The organism is Paenibacillus sepulcri, assembly GCF_042647105.1.
In the GTDB taxonomy this organism is placed as follows: domain Bacteria; phylum Bacillota; class Bacilli; order Paenibacillales; family Paenibacillaceae; genus Paenibacillus_Z; species Paenibacillus_Z sepulcri.
Map to the genome: position 1 here is coordinate 4,290,095 of NZ_JBHRUP010000001.1, position 15,459 is coordinate 4,305,553.

At 52.6% G+C, this 15,459-nt stretch carries 13 protein-coding genes; 5 read left to right on the top strand and 8 right to left on the bottom strand.

Features of this window, described 5'->3' with window-relative positions:
* The first annotated feature begins 93 nt into the window (after window positions 1-93).
* Window positions 94-1,230, top strand: coding sequence for a GIY-YIG nuclease family protein (locus ACFOLF_RS18990; RefSeq protein WP_379114434.1), 1,137 nt, complete (start codon window positions 94-96; stop codon window positions 1,228-1,230).
* Window positions 1,231-1,254: 24 nt separating this feature from the next.
* Here the strand turns inward: ACFOLF_RS18990 and ACFOLF_RS18995 are convergent, their stop codons facing one another.
* The 4 genes from ACFOLF_RS18995 to ACFOLF_RS19010 form a co-directional block, all read right to left on the bottom strand.
* Window positions 1,255-2,913, bottom strand: a complete 1,659-nt coding sequence (locus tag ACFOLF_RS18995) for a response regulator (protein WP_446686461.1) — start codon at window positions 2,911-2,913, stop codon at window positions 1,255-1,257.
* Between the two features lie 76 nt (window positions 2,914-2,989).
* Window positions 2,990-3,835, bottom strand: a complete 846-nt coding sequence (locus ACFOLF_RS19000; protein ID WP_379114485.1) for a CheR family methyltransferase — start codon at window positions 3,833-3,835, stop codon at window positions 2,990-2,992.
* Entirely contained in the window at window positions 3,828-7,553 is a 3,726-nt protein-coding gene (locus tag ACFOLF_RS19005; RefSeq protein ID WP_210039118.1) for a response regulator, read from the bottom strand. Before ACFOLF_RS19005 ends, ACFOLF_RS19000 begins: the two co-directional genes overlap by 8 nt.
* A gap of 134 nt (window positions 7,554-7,687) precedes the next feature.
* Window positions 7,688-8,023, bottom strand: a complete 336-nt coding sequence (locus tag ACFOLF_RS19010; protein WP_210039117.1) for a general stress protein — start codon at window positions 8,021-8,023, stop codon at window positions 7,688-7,690.
* Between the two features lie 184 nt (window positions 8,024-8,207).
* Here ACFOLF_RS19010 and ACFOLF_RS19015 point away from each other — a divergent pair, with 184 nt between their 5' ends.
* Complete coding sequence (locus tag ACFOLF_RS19015) at window positions 8,208-9,974, top strand: alpha-glycosidase (protein WP_210039116.1); 1,767 nt, start codon at window positions 8,208-8,210, stop codon at window positions 9,972-9,974.
* A gap of 283 nt (window positions 9,975-10,257) precedes the next feature.
* On the top strand, window positions 10,258-11,523 hold the full coding sequence (locus ACFOLF_RS19020; protein ID WP_210039115.1) for a glucose-1-phosphate adenylyltransferase: 1,266 nt from the start codon (window positions 10,258-10,260) through the stop codon (window positions 11,521-11,523).
* A 72-nt stretch (window positions 11,524-11,595) separates the two neighbouring features.
* Here the strand turns inward: ACFOLF_RS19020 and ACFOLF_RS19025 are convergent, their stop codons facing one another.
* The 3 genes from ACFOLF_RS19025 to ACFOLF_RS19035 all read right to left on the bottom strand — a co-directional run bounded on the left by ACFOLF_RS19025 (window position 11,596) and on the right by ACFOLF_RS19035 (window position 13,706).
* Window positions 11,596-12,099 (bottom strand): ferritin, encoded by a 504-nt coding sequence (locus tag ACFOLF_RS19025; protein WP_379114488.1) that lies wholly within the window; start codon window positions 12,097-12,099, stop codon window positions 11,596-11,598.
* Between the two features lie 69 nt (window positions 12,100-12,168).
* Window positions 12,169-12,393 (bottom strand): DUF1450 domain-containing protein, encoded by a 225-nt coding sequence (locus ACFOLF_RS19030; RefSeq protein WP_210039113.1) that lies wholly within the window; start codon window positions 12,391-12,393, stop codon window positions 12,169-12,171.
* Window positions 12,394-12,536: 143 nt separating this feature from the next.
* Complete coding sequence (locus ACFOLF_RS19035; protein WP_210039112.1) at window positions 12,537-13,706, bottom strand: hypothetical protein; 1,170 nt, start codon at window positions 13,704-13,706, stop codon at window positions 12,537-12,539.
* Between the two features lie 184 nt (window positions 13,707-13,890).
* On the opposite strand from ACFOLF_RS19035, the gene ACFOLF_RS19040 reads away from it, so the two are divergent.
* The gene (locus ACFOLF_RS19040; protein WP_210039111.1) at window positions 13,891-14,100 is read left to right on the top strand and encodes a YwbE family protein; all 210 of its coding nucleotides are present in this window, start codon (window positions 13,891-13,893) and stop codon (window positions 14,098-14,100) included.
* Window positions 14,101-14,164: 64 nt separating this feature from the next.
* Here the strand turns inward: ACFOLF_RS19040 and ACFOLF_RS19045 are convergent, their stop codons facing one another.
* Window positions 14,165-14,746, bottom strand: coding sequence for a thioredoxin family protein (locus ACFOLF_RS19045; protein ID WP_210039110.1), 582 nt, complete (start codon window positions 14,744-14,746; stop codon window positions 14,165-14,167).
* A 188-nt stretch (window positions 14,747-14,934) separates the two neighbouring features.
* On the opposite strand from ACFOLF_RS19045, the gene ACFOLF_RS19050 reads away from it, so the two are divergent.
* Window positions 14,935-15,414 (top strand): YhcH/YjgK/YiaL family protein, encoded by a 480-nt coding sequence (locus ACFOLF_RS19050; protein ID WP_210039109.1) that lies wholly within the window; start codon window positions 14,935-14,937, stop codon window positions 15,412-15,414.
* Window positions 15,415-15,459: the final 45 nt, after the last annotated feature.

Here is a 15,459-nt window from a genome sequence, read left to right on the forward strand (position 1 = left end):
TCTGGAAAATCACAGTGAAACAGGTTAAAATAAACGGCGAACGAGCGTTCCTCTTATCTATATACTACCGCTTTGTTTGTGAGGAGGGTAGGATTGAATTCTTTTAACTTTCAGGCGCAAGATTACCCGGAGCGTCCAGGCTGCTATCTGATGAAGGACAGTGATGGGAATATTCTCTATGTCGGCAAATCCAAAAGCCTGCGGAGCCGGCTGCGGTCGTATTTTCAGGGAAAGCCTTCCCATAAACGGCTGGTTCAGCTTGTCGGAAGCATCGCTGCGATCGAGGTCATTCTGGTCAATAATGAATCCGAAAGCCTCATACTCGAAAATAATCTGATCAAAATTCATAAGCCGCCCTATAACCGCGCTTTAAAGAAGGACAACAGCGGATATGCCTATCTGCAGCTGACGGAGGAAAGACTGCCCCGGCTGGATGTCTTCTACCGCGACAGGCGCCCGAAATCGGTCCGCGCGGTCGCCAATCCGCAGTCTGTACCGGATAAGGAAGCTGGCAGCCGCCGGTTCGGCCCTTATTACAGCAGCCGTTTTCGCAATGCGGTGCTTGAATTCGTGACGGATCACTTCAAGCTGCGAACCTGTGATCCAATGCCCAGACGTGCCTGCCTGCTGTTTCATATTCACAGGTGCAGCGGCGTCTGCGAAGGTTTTATCACAGAAGAGGATTACCGGCAAAGCGCAGATCAGGCGGCAGAGCTGCTGGAAAGCGGAGGAGAGAAGCTGATTGCGGCGATGTACGGGAGAATGGAGCAGTATGCCGAAGCGCTTGCGTTCGAGAAGGCGGATAATATGCTCCGGCATATCCGTATTCTGGAGAAGCTGCCCGAGAAGCAGATTGTCGACAGGGAAGGAGCGGCCGATCAGGATGTCATCTACTTCGGGAGGAATCGCGTACTGATCGCCAAGGTGCAGGAAGGGATGCTGCGGGATTTCCGCATGCTGGATCTCAAGCAGGGCTTCGGGGATCAGGCTTGCGATTTGTTTCTGCTGCGGCATTACCGGGAGGAGCGCCCGCATGAGCTGATTGTGAACCGGATCAGCGATCTGAAGACGGTTCAGACCCAGCTGCGGTCAGGGGGAAACAGCCCGCTTCGCATTACGCTCCCCAAGAGGGGACTGAAGTACGATTTGCTGAAGCTTTGCGAGCAGAACTATGAATACCGGATAGGGATGGAAGAGGCGGCTGCAGGCAGCGGCCCGATGCAGGAATGACGGCACGCAAAGAAGCCGATCCCTTCATGGGGCCGACTGTTTGGTTTGCGTGTCAAATCCGTATCGTTTGAGGATTTCCCGGACATCGCCGGCTTGAATAGGCTTGGTCAGAAAATCGGCCATTCCCGCATTCAGACAGCGTTCCCTGTCGCTGCTTTGGCCATTGGCTGTCATGGCGATGACCACTGGAGAATGATCCTCTCCGGAATCGGCCAGCAGCAGCTCCGTTGCCTCCAGACCGTCCATGACGGGCATGCGCAGATCCATCAGGATCAAATCGTACCGCTTCTGCGCTGCCCGGCTAACGGCCTCCCGGCCGTTGCTGACCACGTCGGCGTCAATTCCCATTTTATCCAGCAGCCTCAAAGTCAGCTTCTGATTGATCTCGTTATCATCCGCGACCAATACGCTGGCAGGCTCCATACTTTCCCGGGCTGCCGCGGTCTCGTTCCCGGAGTAGAAAGGATGCGCAAGCTCCGAGTGACGGTCGGCCTCGAGCCTCAATGTAACCGTGAAGCGGAAGACAGAACCGACATCCACGACAGATTCCACACGGATCGAGCCGCCCATGAGCTCCACCAGATTCTTGCATATGGCAAGTCCCAATCCCGTCCCGCTGTACTGCCTGGTCAGTGAGGTATCCACCTGAGAGAAGGGCCGGAACAGCAGGGGCTGTTTATTCTCGGGGATGCCCACGCCGGTGTCTTGAACGGAAAATTCGATATCGATCGATCGCTCCCGTTCGCGAAGCAGCTTGACTGTAATGAGGATGGACCCTTGGGGCGTAAACTTGACGGCGTTTCCCACCAGGTTAATCAGGATCTGACGCAGCTTGGAGCCGTCGCCGACCACCTGTGAAGGCAGATTGGAATCGATGCTTGCGGCCAGCTCCAGATTGAACTGCTTGGACTTGGCTGTAAACAGCTCGAAGGTTTCGGCGATGATCAGGTCCAGTCGGAAAGGGGCTTCCTCCAGCTCCAGTTTGCCGGATTCAATCTTGGCATAGTCCAGAATATCATTGATAATCAGCAGCAGCGCATCGCCGCTGCGGTGAATAATTTCGGCGTATTCCCGCTGCTCGGCATCCAGCTCCGTATCCAGCAGCAGCCCGGTCATGCCAAGCACGCCGTTCATGGGCGTGCGGATCTCATGGCTGACCATGGCCAGAAAGTTCGTCTTGGCCTTGGCGGCGATTTCCGCCGTCTCCTTGGCCTCGATGAGCTCCCGGTTCATTTGCTCCAGCTGCCGGGTCTTCTCATGCAGCAGCTCGCTCTGCAGCTGCAGGGTCTTATGATTGAGATACATGCGGACAAAGCCCTCGATCTTCGTCCGCAAAATTTGCGGCACGAACGGCTTCAGCATATAATCGATCGCTCCGGCCTCGTAGCCGCTGAAGAAATGCTCGCTCTCTTTGCTGGTGGCGGAGATGAAGATGATAGGCACCTCTTGCGTTTTTTTACGCGATTTGATCAGCTTGGCGGTTTCAAAACCGTCCATCTCCGGCATCTGCACATCCAGCAGAATAACGGCAAACTCATCCTTGAGCAGGCAGCGCAGCGCTTCCTCGCCCGACAAGCATTTGACAAGATTATAGCGGTCATTCCCGAGAACGGCTTCAAGCGCCAGCAGATTGTCGGGATGATCATCCACAAGCAAAATATTAATCGGTCCTTCATAAGCAATCATGCGATAGAGTTCACCTGCCCATACTTTATTTCAAGATAAACATCGGTACTCGAAGGAGATAGGCGGACGCTTCTTATTTTGTTTTGCGGTACAAACGGGTCTGGGGATCCATCTCCTCATAGGCGTCGGCATGGAGCGTGAAATTAATCGATTCCTTGGTGCCGAGCGCCAATATGCCAAATGTGCTCAGGCTGTCGTACAGCAGGCCGTGCACATGATTTTGCAGCTCTTTGTTAAAATAAATCATCACATTGCGGCAGAATATGACATTGAACTCATTGAAGGACCGGTCCGTAACCAGATTATGCTGCGCAAACACAATATTGGACTTCAGCTCGGAATGAAACAGCACGGAATCATATTTGGCCGTGTAATATTTGCTGAAGGCTTCCTTGCCGCCGGCATCCATGTAATTGCGGGTAAAGCTCTGCATGCGGTCAATGGAGAAAACACCCTGTTTGGCCGAGTCGAGCACACGCTCGCTCATATCCGTGGCATAGATTCGCGACTTCTCATACAGCCCTTCCTCTTTCAACAAGATGGCCATGGAATAGACCTCCTCGCCCGTCGAGCAGCCCGCATGCCAGATCCGGATGAACGGATAGGTGCGCAGCATCGGTACGACATGCTCGCGGAATGAGCGGAATACAGCAGGGTCGCGGAACATCTCCGTCACATGGATCGTCAGATCGGATAAGAGACGGGTCATGACTTCCCTGTCATGCAGCATCTTGTTCGTGAGCGCGGTTATGGTGGCAAGCCGTTCCGAATTCACCCGATGCCAGATTCTCCGGCGGACGGAGGAGAAGGAATAATTGCGAAAATCATAGCCGTACAATTGATACAGTCCTTCAAGCAGAAGCTCGATTTCGATCCGCTCCCGCTCAGACGCTTCGTTGACAATCTTCTCGTTATTTATACAACCACACCCTCATTAATGACAGCAGCTGATCAATATTTACCGGTTTGGCGATGTAGTCGGAAGCGCCCGCCTCGATGCATTTATCGCGGTCCTCCTTCATCGCCTTGGCCGTAATGGCGATAATGGGCAGCTGCTCGTATTCCGGCATAAGCCGGATATGCCGCATTGTTTCGTAGCCGTCCATCTCCGGCATCATCATGTCCATGAGGATCAGCTTGATATCCGGATGCTTATCCAGCATCTCCAGGGCTTCACGGCCATTCTCGGCAAAATGGATATCCATATTATAGCTCTCCAGCGCGCTGGATAAGGCAAACACATTGCGAATATCATCGTCCACAATCAGAATCGGCTTGCCCTCGAAGATAGTCTCCACACTGTGCAGCCTGTGCAGAACGCTGCGCTTATCCTCCGGCAAATCAGCCACGACCCGATGCAGGAACAACGTCGTTTCGTCAAGCAGCCTCTCCGGCGACTTGACATCCTTGATAATGATGGTCTCCGCATATTTCTTGAGCTGTATTTCTTCCTTCTTGTCCAGCTCGCGTCCCGTGTAAATAATGATCGGCATTTCTCTAAGAATATCATCCTTGCGGATATTATCCAACAAATCGAACCCGTTAATATCAGGCAATCCCAGGTCCAGCACCATGCAGTCGTAATGCTGCGCGGCTAATTCCTCTATCGCTTCCCTGCCTGTGGATACCGCTTTGATAACGACATCATCATGTCCGATCAGCTCCACAATGCTGATGCGCTGCGCAGCATCATCCTCAACAACGAGCAGATGCTTCAGATTCCGCTCCAGGAAGGATTCGATCTGCAGGAACAGAGTCTCCAGCCGCTCCTTGTTCGCCGGCTTGGTCAGATAGGCGATGGCTCCCATCGACAATCCCTGCTGGATATCATCCATGACGGAGATGACGTGAACCGGAATGTGGCGGGTATCGGCGTCATGCTTGAGATGATGCAGCACCGACCAGCCATCCATGACCGGCAGCATGATGTCCAGCAGAATGGCATCCGGGCTATAAGTTTTGGCGCATGCGAGGCCGATATCTCCCTGCAGCGCTACGATGCCTTTAAATCCGCGCGACCTTGCGATATCGAGCAGCACCCGGGCAAAGTGAATATCGTCCTCAATGATAAGGACAACCCGGTCTTGGGGCGCGATCTCGTCACGGTCGTCCTCCACCGTCAGATTGGCCGGCATAACCTGGGCTGTGGAGGCGGCAAGCGCCGCTTCGCCCGAGGCGAAAGCGGAGGCTGTCTGATCAGCCGACGGAAAAGCCATGCTTTCCTGGTCCAGGCTGTGCTCCGGGTGACCCGCAAGCCAGGAATCTTCTTCCGCTCCGGCCGGACTCTCCACGCTTGCCGCCACATGGAATTCCGGCAGGTACAAGGTGAAGGTGCTGCCTTGGCCTTCTTCGCTGTGCAGCGTAATTTCTCCGCCGAGCAGCTTGGCCAGATCCCGGCTGATGGCAAGGCCAAGGCCGGTCCCGCCATAGGTGCGGCTTGTCGTGCCGTCCGCCTGCTGGAAGGCCTCGAATATTATCTGCTGCTTCTCAAGAGGAATGCCGATACCGGTATCGCGCACCTCGAAGGCCAGGACCGATCCCTTCCCCTCGGCAAAATCAAGGTCATCCCGGTGAGAGGAGCGGATGCTGAGGCTGACCGAACCCTCCTGCGTAAATTTGAAGGCGTTGGACAAGAGGTTCTTGAGTATTTGCTTGATCCGCTGGCTGTCTGTATACAAGCTGGCCGGGGTTCCTGGCTCGATCTGGATCTGGAGATTGATGTTCTTCTGCTGGCTGACGGGCTTGAAGCTGCTCCGCACCATTTCTGTCAAATCCCGGATCGGCACCTCCTCGGTGACAATATTCATTTTGCCTGCCCCGATTTTGGACAAGTCCAGGATTTCATCAATCAATTTAAGCAAATCTCCGCCCGAGGAATGGATGGTCGTGGCAAAATCAACCTGTTTGGCGGTTAAATTGCCTTCTTTATTATCCTTGAGCATCTGGGACAGGATGAGCAGACTGTTAAGCGGCGTGCGCAGCTCATGCGACATATTGGCCAAAAATTCTGATTTATATTTGGAAGAAAGCGCAAGCTGCACGGTTTGCTTCTCCAGAGCCGTCTTCGTTTTCTCGATTTGCTCGTTCTTCTGCTCAGTCTGGCGCATCTGCTGCTCCAGCTCATGGGTTTTCTTCACCAGTTCATCATTATTGTGCTCGAGCTGCTCCTGCTGACTCTGCAGCTGTTCCTCCGACCTCTTGAGCGCCTCGGTTTGTTCTTCCAGGTTCTCATTGGATCTGCGGAGCTCTTCCTGCTGCGACATGAGCTCCTCAGATTGGACCTGCAGCTCTTCAGCCATGGTCTGCGACTCATGAAGCAGCTCCTGTACGCGGATTCGTCCGAACAGATTGTTCAGGGCAATGCCGCAGTTCTCTGCCAATTCATGGACCAGCTTGCGCTGCCTTTCATCGAAGGCCTGCAGGCTGGCAAGCTCAATAACGGCAAGCAGCTGCTTCTGATAGGTAACCGGAACGAGCAGAAGCGTACGGGGGACGGTCTCGCCGATCCCGGATTTGAGCTTGATATAGGATTCGGGCAGCTCGCTCAGCTCGAGCTCCTCTTGACTGCGCGCACATTGACCCACAAGCCCCTCGCCGAAGGCAAAGGATTGGCCGAACAGCGCCTCTTCGTGAAGGGCATAGGAGCCTTCAAGCTTCAGCCGGTTCGCAGAGCCCAATTCTTCCCTTACATACATTCCGCCATAAGAGGCCCCGACAAGCGGCACAAGCTGCTCGATGAAGAGCTGGCCGACCATGGCAATTTCCTGCTCGCTTTGCAGCACAACGGCGACGGCGGCCAGATTCGTTTTTACCCAGGTCTCATCTTCCATCTGCTTGTTGTAGGCTTGCTCTATTGTAGTTTTCCGTTCCAGATCATCCGCCAGGGAGTAGAATGCCTTGGCCACTTCGCCAAATTCATCCTGGGTTTCCGTATATTTTCGGGAGCGGGGATCGAGCATGCCCCGGGCATAAGCGCCGATTAAGGAAGAAAGACTATTCAGACCGCGGTTCATGCTGGTCAGGTTCCACAGCATAATGCCAAGACCGAGCAATAAGCCGAGTATGGTAGTCGAGATCATAATGATCTGCGTGGTCTGATTCATGCTCTTGGCTTCGGCTACCGCCTGATCCATAGCCTGGCGGTGAAAGCTGCTTAAATCATCAATCAGATTAACGGCTGCTTCCTGGTACCCCAGCCCTTCCTTCTCACGGAGCGCAATCGCCTCCGTGCCCTTGCCCTGCTGCACCAGCTGAATAACCCGGGTGGTATAGACATTATACTGATCCAGGTTTCGTTCAAGCTCGCGCAGGATGCTGTTCTCCGTGTCCGAGGATGCGATTTTCTTCAGGCTTTCGAGGGACTGTTCAGCTTGCACAGGCGACTCCTTGAGCAGAGCTTCGTTCTTCTGCAGGGTTTCTTCCGTCGGCACCGTCAGGACATTGACGAGTCCCTTGGCCGTATTATTGACATAACCGCGCAGATCGTAAGCAAGCATGAGCTTCTGATACCGGTTGGAATAAACCTCATCCAGTTTGCCGTTCATCTTGGTGAAATTATTCAGCCCCGCCAGGGATATGATAAGCAATAAACCAATCATGACGAAAAAACTGATCATTAGTTTAGCCTTGATTTTCATGTAAGCTGACTCCCATTTTTGTTTTTTTTCTCTTTCTTATTGCCATGCATTCGTAAATATACGAACGATTAGGCCGCAAGCCTAATAGGCTGCGACCTAATTTATCCAGTTGCTTATGCGGTTGTTCAAGCCCATTAGTGAATGTTGGTGATAACAAGTACACGACCACGGTCGAGCTCCTCTTCATAACGCTCGGATTCACTGTCGGTAAAGCCGATAGACTGCAGCTTCGCACGTATTTCATCACCCCGTGAGCGGAATACATTGGCCATCGTCGTAAAGACGCCTTCTTCCGCCATCCCGATGGAATTCGTGTCCGTAGCGTCAGCCAGCGATTTGGTCTGATCGCTGTCATGGGCGAGTACGAATATATTGTCCTGTTTATAACCCTGTCGGTTCAGCTCCCGCACGGTGTGCAGAGCATCCATGGCTGTCGTCACAATTTGAACGGTCGGTTTAGTTTCATACATAGAAATCCCTCCATAATTCAATTTGGTCTTGGCCAGGTTAGCCTAAGTCAGACTTACCCCGGTGTATATTCAGTTGAAACAATACTCCGGATAGGATAAGGCGGTTCACAGCGGAAATTTCCCGTTTAAACAAGTAGTAAATACCGCCTGACAAGCGTGTGTGACATAAGGGGGAGGGATCAGGATGTTCAGGGAATGCTTTTATCACAAACCGCGGAGCAATTGGGCTTATGCCTATGACAAAGAGACGATTCATCTGCTGGTCCAGACGAAGAAGGACGATGTGGACGAGGTCGCTGCCATGACCGGCGACAAATACGATTGGGAACATTTGCAGGAGGATATCCCGATGGAGAAGGTGGCAGCCGATCGCTTCTTCGATTACTGGATGGCGGCGGTCAAGCCGGCATTCAAACGTTTCTCCTATGGATTTCGCATGAGAAGCGGCGATGAGCTTGCTTATCTGACGGAAGCGGGTGTTTCTTCCGAGCCGCCGGCGCCCACACGGGGTTATTACGAGTATCCGTACATTCATGAGGTGGATCTATTCTCCGCCCCGCAGTGGGCCAAGGATGCAGTGTTTTATCAAATCATGCCGGACCGGTTTGAGAAAGGCAAAAGCGGAAGCAGGCGGGAGAGACTGGCGGATTGGGGTTCTGAGCCGACCAAAGAAAATTTTTTCGGCGGTGATTTGCAGGGCATTCTCGGCCGTCTCGACCATTTGAGCGAGCTTGGGATTACCGCTGTTTATTTGACGCCGATCTTCGAATCGCCCTCCAATCATAAATACGACATCATCGATTATCGCAGGATCGATCCTTATTTTGGAGATATTCAGGATTTGAAGCAGCTTGTGGAGGCTTGTCATGAACGGGGAATCCGTGTTGTGCTGGATGCGGTGTTCAATCATGCAAGCGAGCATTTTCCTCCGTTCCGCGACGTGGTGGAGAAGGGGGAACAATCCCGCTACAAGGATTGGTTCCATATCCGGTCTTTTCCGCTGCAGGTGAAGGATGGCAGGGCGACCTATGAGACCTTCGGTTTTTTTGAACATATGCCCAAGCTCAATACCGCGAATAGAGATGTGAAGCGTTATTTGCTGGACGTGGCGGAATATTGGATCAGGGAGACGGATATTGACGGCTGGCGCCTTGATGTCGCCAATGAGGTGGATCATCATTTTTGGCGTGAATTCAGGCAGCGGGTAAAAGCGGTCAAGCCGGATGCCTATCTGATTGGCGAGGTATGGAGCGATTCCATGATGTGGCTGCTTGGCGATCAGTTTGATTCGGTGATGAACTATCCCTTCGCAGATACCGTTATGGACTTCATTGCGGAGGAAAATGTGGACGGGCTTACGTTCGCGGAGCGTATAAATGCGCTCTTGATCCGCTATCCCCAGCAGACCAGCGAGGTGATTTTCAATCTGCTGTCCAGCCATGATACCTCTCGCGTATTGACCCGGGTCGGGGAGAACAAGGAGCGGCTGAAGCTTGCGGTCGTGTTCCTGATGACCTACATCGGAACCCCTTGTATCTTTTATGGCGATGAAATTGGCCTCAAGGGCGGAGATGATCCGGACAACCGCCGCTGCATGATATGGGGCAGGCAGGAGCAGGACCGGGAGCTGTTCGACTTTTATAAGCTGCTGATTGACCTTCGCAAAGCCCATACGGCTTTGCGGAGCGGACGCTTTCGCTTCCTGAAAGCGGACTCTGGCGACCAGAGGATCATCTATGAACGAATGGATGCCGGCGAACATTTTACCATCTGGATGAACAACACGGAGGAACGTACGGTTCTGGAGCATCACATTCCGGGCGGAGACTGGGTTGACGCGCTGTCCGGGGAGGGGGTCCCTTTGATCGATGGCATGCAGAAGGTGGAACTGGAGCCATTCGGATACCGGATATTGTCCCGCAGCCTGCAGGACATACTAGTTAAGAAATAACATAACCGCGACATGCTCCATACCCGAAAAATATGATCTTGAAGCTGCTTGCCTGCGTCCAAAACATGAAATTTTTTGATGCGTTTCATAAACCTGTGCTGCGTGGTATTAAAGAAACACACAGCAAACAAGCCGGTTTTCTTGAACTTATAGAATTTATAACGCTTCACATTGATAAATTTCTATATGTTCTAAAGGGAAGAAACTTACCTTTGCCGCCAATGAACGGCGAAGCCGTTTCTTCTTGCCGGAACTTGTTGCATCACCGGGAGGTAATGAGGAAATGAATGCCAATTCTTGTCTTGCTATGCTGCTTGCCGGAGGTGAGGGCCGCAGATTGGGACCTCTCACAGCGAAGCTCGCCAAACCGGCCGTGCCTTTCGGCGGCCACAGCCGAATTATTGATTTCACGTTAAGCAATTGTGTCCATTCCCACATAGAAACGATCGGCGTACTCACCCAGTATCAGGCCGAATCGCTACATAAACACATTGGCGATGGCAGAGCCTGGCGCAACAGAAAAAGCGGGAGAAGGACAGATATCGCCCTTCTTCCATCCAGCAGAATCGGCGAAAGCGGTTATGCCGGAACCGCGGATGCGATTTATCAGAATATCGATTATGTGGATCAGCAGAATCCCGAGCATGTATTGATTTTATCGGGCGATCATATTTATAAAATGGATTATGGCGCATTGATGGAGAGGCATATCAAAAGCGGCGCTGCTGCGACGATTGCCGTCAAACGCGTTCCGTGGAAGGATGCAAGCCGCTTCGGGATCATGAATACGGATGAATCGGAGCGGATCGTGGAGTTCGCCGAGAAACCGGCCGAGCCTGTCAGCAACCTGGCCTCCATGGGGATCTATATGTTCCGCTGGGCCGATCTGCGCAGCCTGCTGATCGAAGATGCCGACAACGCCGCTTCCAGCCATGATTTCGGCAAGGATGTCATCCCGCAAATGCTGCGCTCCAGGATGCATCTGCAGGCTCATTCATTTGACGGATACTGGCGCGATGTAGGTACAATCGACAGCTTGTGGGAAGCGCATATGGATTTGATTGACGGACAAATTGCTGCAGGCGCGGCGGCTGCGGGCAAAGCCGATGCCGATGCCTGGCCAATCCTGTCGAAGGAAAAGCTTTATACGCTGTCTTCCTACATGAGTCCGGCTGTCGACGTGCAGAACTCGATTGTACATCCCGGCAGCTCGATTGAAGGGGATGTTGACCGCTCCGTTGTTTTCGGTGATGTCGCCATTGGCGAAGGGTCCGATGTCCGCGAAAGTGTAGTCATGCCGGGGGCCCGTATTGGACGCAATGTATGGCTTTACCGTGCCATCGTAGGCGAAGGGGCTGTCATCGAGGATGGAGCGGTGATCGGGAATATGAATGGGGAAATCACGGTGATCGTCGCTAATGACCGCGTAGCCGTTCATCCGCGGTTCATGGTTACACCGTCCCGCCTTCCGCACAACTTCTTCGAGGAGCGGGATGTGTATATGCCGTTTATTTCCAGGGAAAGTAAAGTGCTGAGCGACAACGCTTAAGCTTGTAGGATCAATAAAATAAATCAAGCCCGGAGCCAACCGCTCCGGGCTTGATTCTGTTTGCGCAGGGATCTATACGGCAGGAGGCGTAAATTTGCGCTGTGCGAATTCATTCTCCAGCATGAAGAAAGCGTTGCTGTCCGTATCGATCCGTTTGAGCTTCTGAATGATGGTGTCGAACATCGATTCTTCTTCAACCTGCTCATCAATAAACCATTTCAAAAACTGGATTGTTGCATGCTCGCGGTCATTCAATGCCAGATCGGACAGATGATAAATCCGTTTGGTCACCTCTTGCTCATGCTGATAAGCTTGCTCGAAGGCATCAAGAATGGAGCTATAGTCATTGTTTGGAGTTTCCATACCGGTTAAAGTGACGCGGCTGCCGCGGTCATTCAGGTATTTGTAAATCTTCATCGCGTGGAACCGTTCCTCTTCCGCTTGAACAATAAAGAAATTAGCGAAGCCGTCCAGACTTTCGCCTGAGCAGTATGCGCCAATGGCCAAATAGACATGAGCGGAATACAACTCGAAGTTTAACTGTTCGTTCAAAGCATGACTTAAGGTTTCATTCATCATCGGGCCGCACTCCCTTACTGTAAAATGGTAACTTGCTCTTCGCTATCGTACCATAATCAAGGGCGGTTAGCCTATTCGATCTTTCAGCTTGCGGTACAAAACTTCAGCCGTCGGAGCTACGACGATCTCCGATTTGCCGATCATAACCAGACACTGTCTGGAGCACAGCTTGCAATTGCCGAGGCAGTCCTTCTTCTTCTGTTTTAAATCCGGAAACTCATGCTTAAGCGATGTATAAACCGACTTGGAGCCGTTTTTGAAGTTTCTGCAGCAGTATTTGATTTTCTTCATCCGATTATACCGACCTCTTTCGGACTTGGATTTAAAATCCATCTGCAGATAATGATAGTAATTCTCATTCTCAATGTCAACACCTGAGAAAAGATAAAATCCCCCGGCTCGCGATGACCAGCTTGAGCCGGGGGATTCATGAATTAATTGACTGTAGGCAGGGAAAACTTTTTCGTCCAGGTCGTACCGCTGTCCGTGGTTCCATAGATAGCCGAGTACGATAGACTCGTTATCGCAATAAAGCCGTCTTTGGCGGAAGTAAAGGACAGTTTGCCCGCATAACCGGGAATGCCGGTAATGGTCTTGAAGGTTTTGCCGTTATCCAATGATCTGCCGATCGAAACTTTCTCGTAAGCGCCGGATGAAGCGGCCAGATAAGCGGCTTCATGACCGATGACTTGCATGTTCTCAGGAGAGCCTGTCGGACCGTTCAGACCGGCAACCTCAGGTCCGGGCGCCGGGCCGCCGCCAGCCGTTGAATTGGAGACAAGCTGCTTCCAATGTGCGCCTGCGTCGCTTGTATGAAACAGGGAGTAGGACGTTTGCGACATGCCCGAATCCCCGTAGAGCACAACCCATACGTTGGATTCTTCAGTGCCGTAGATCTGTCCGCCGACAACGGTGGCCGACTTGACGCTCAGCATGTTAGCCCAAGTCTTCCCGCCGTTAACGGTGCGTTTGATTTCGTAGCCTGTTCCGGGAACAAGCGTGACCACCCAGCCTTCATTCTGGTTAATGAAGTGGACGTAGCGGGTGTTGGGAGGGGTCGTTACTTTCTCCCAGGTTTGCCCCCCGTTGGCGGTCTTGAACGTCAGGGTGCGACTGAAGCCGTAACCGACATCCTCAGAGAGGAACTGAACACGGTCAAACGCGTAAGCGCCGGTATGAACCTGCGTCAGCGTGGTGCCGCCATCCGTCGTTTTAAAGAGCAGATTCGGCCCGCCGGCTTTGGTCTTGGCCATCACATAACCTGTCGAGTTGGTTTGAAACTGCATATCCTGAAAATCGTATTTTCCTTCATTGTTAATGGCCTGCCAGCTGCAGCCGCCATCCGACGTGCCGATCATAAAGCCGTTTCCGGCTGCCCGTCCGATCTTCGGGCTGAGGAACTGGATGGATTCAAAATGAGCCTGATCACCGGTGTCCGGCACTGTCTTGAGCGTCAAGCCGTTATCGTCTGCGCGGCAGCCGCCTGAAGACTGCGCCAGTGCTGCTCCTGCCCCGGAAGCGGGCGGCGGTGCGGCGGCGATTCCTGTGAATAATGCTGCGGAAAGAGTAAGAATGCCTAATGCTCCAAGTCTGTTTCTTCTCATGTTCGTATCACCTCGTTATTGTATTACCCCAAAAGCTTCTTTTTCTCTCATCCTCCAGACGGTTTTTCGGACGGAATAGTTGCAGGAGCGGGGGAGATGGGTTTCTTTACATGAGCAATCGTCTGGATTATGATAAAGGACATGGCTTGGAAAGCATCAATGAGATTGAAGGAGGTAAGCGTGTATGAGTGCAAATGGACAGCAGCGGGCGGCGATTCGTCCGGGCTTGCTTGTGGATATCGTATTGAAGAAGGATCAGGCCTCGGGTCAGACGACGCGCGGGGTCGTGAAAGATATTTTAACCAACTCGGCCAATCACCCGCATGGAATCAAGGTAAGGTTGCAGAGCGGAGATGTCGGGCGGGTCAAGACGATTGTGGACAGCAATTCATAACAAAAAGGCGCTCGGGAGGGTAATCGCCTCTGCAGCGCCTTTTTTTGATCATATATATAGTTGTTTACACCAGGTCGCAGGCTTCCTCCGGCATCCAGTGGGCATCCTGTCCGTCCCATTTGACATTGCAGCCGATGGGATTGGTCAGGGGCGTTGATACGGGCTTGCCTGCCAAATGCTCCGTGAGGGCCTGGTCCAGATCGTTGACGGTCATTTTGCCGATTTCACGTGGCTGGTCAACGCCGCGTCCCGTGTAAATAAGCTTGCGGTCGGCATCGAATACATAGAAATGTGGAGTGCGAAGGGCGCCATAAGCGCGTGCGATATCCTGCGATTTGTCATGCAGATAGACCCAGGGGAATCGTTCCTTCTCCATCACCTCCACCATATGCGCGAAGGAATCATCGGGATGCGTCACCTCGCTGTTGGCATTAATGGCGACGAAACGAACGCCATGCTCGGCGAATTTGAGCGCCGTGGCACGGGTTACCCCGTTAGAGCCAAGTACAAAGGGACAATGATTGCAGGTGAAGAACACAACAAGCGCCGGTGCGTCTGAGAAATCATCCTGGGAGTAAGTTTGACCGTTCGTTGCCGGCAGCGAGAAGCTTGGAGCTTCAGCCCCCAATTGCAGTGTGAAAGCCATTACCGTTTCCTCCTCATCTCAATAAAAATGGTCACTCCCCCTGATTATAGCGATCCTTTCCAGCCGATACAACCAGAGGGATGGAAGCGTCTTCCCTTCCAGGCGATTTTTTGAGAAGATAGGGACAGCTCCCGCGCAGGGTGAACCGTAAAGGATGCACTCCCGCGGAAAAGAGAGGAGATACAAGGATGATCTATAGTGATTTGGCGAATTGGGAGACGGAGAAGCATACGTTCCCGGCCCCGGTAAGAAGGGCGGTTGACCGGCTTCAGCAGATGGATTTGGCAGCGCTTCCTCCGGGAAAGCATGAGCTCGGAGAAACGGGGATGTTTCTGCTGCTGAATGAGTTGACAACGAGGGAGAAGAAGGCGATTAAGCCGGAATCGCACAGGGAGCATATCGATGTGCAGCTGCTGCTCAGCGGCAGGGAGTGCATGGGGGTGGCCAAAGCCTCTCCGGAGCAGATCATTATGGATGAGCGGTATGATAAAGAGGATATCGCTTTTTACGATGAGGTTCAGGGGGAAATCGATGTCCATTTGGCTCCCGGTGGTTTTGTCGTGCTGTTTCCTTCGGATATTCACAGGCCCAACTGCTCGATAGCGGAGGATGTGCCCCTGCGTAAAGTCGTGGTCAAGATTCACCGGGATCTGTTTGATGAGCAATGAATGAGCAGGACTTGCACGGGAAATTTGCAACCGGATTTCCAAATA

Excerpts from the sequence above, each read along its gene's own strand:
- ACFOLF_RS19005 (WP_210039118.1), bottom strand. The coding sequence starts at position 7,553 with ATGAAAATCAAGGCTAAACTAATGATCAGTTTTTTCGTCATGATTGGT.
- ACFOLF_RS19010 (WP_210039117.1), bottom strand. The coding sequence starts at position 8,023 with ATGTATGAAACTAAACCGACCGTTCAAATTGTGACGACAGCCATGGAT.
- ACFOLF_RS19015 (WP_210039116.1), top strand. The coding sequence starts at position 8,208 with ATGTTCAGGGAATGCTTTTATCACAAACCGCGGAGCAATTGGGCTTAT.
- ACFOLF_RS19020 (WP_210039115.1), top strand. The coding sequence starts at position 10,258 with ATGAATGCCAATTCTTGTCTTGCTATGCTGCTTGCCGGAGGTGAGGGC.
- ACFOLF_RS19025 (WP_379114488.1), bottom strand. The coding sequence starts at position 12,099 with ATGAATGAAACCTTAAGTCATGCTTTGAACGAACAGTTAAACTTCGAG.
- ACFOLF_RS19030 (WP_210039113.1), bottom strand. The coding sequence starts at position 12,393 with ATGAAGAAAATCAAATACTGCTGCAGAAACTTCAAAAACGGCTCCAAG.
- ACFOLF_RS19035 (WP_210039112.1), bottom strand. The coding sequence starts at position 13,706 with ATGAGAAGAAACAGACTTGGAGCATTAGGCATTCTTACTCTTTCCGCA.
- ACFOLF_RS19040 (WP_210039111.1), top strand. The coding sequence starts at position 13,891 with ATGAGTGCAAATGGACAGCAGCGGGCGGCGATTCGTCCGGGCTTGCTT.
- ACFOLF_RS19045 (WP_210039110.1), bottom strand. The coding sequence starts at position 14,746 with ATGGCTTTCACACTGCAATTGGGGGCTGAAGCTCCAAGCTTCTCGCTG.
- ACFOLF_RS19050 (WP_210039109.1), top strand. The coding sequence starts at position 14,935 with ATGATCTATAGTGATTTGGCGAATTGGGAGACGGAGAAGCATACGTTC.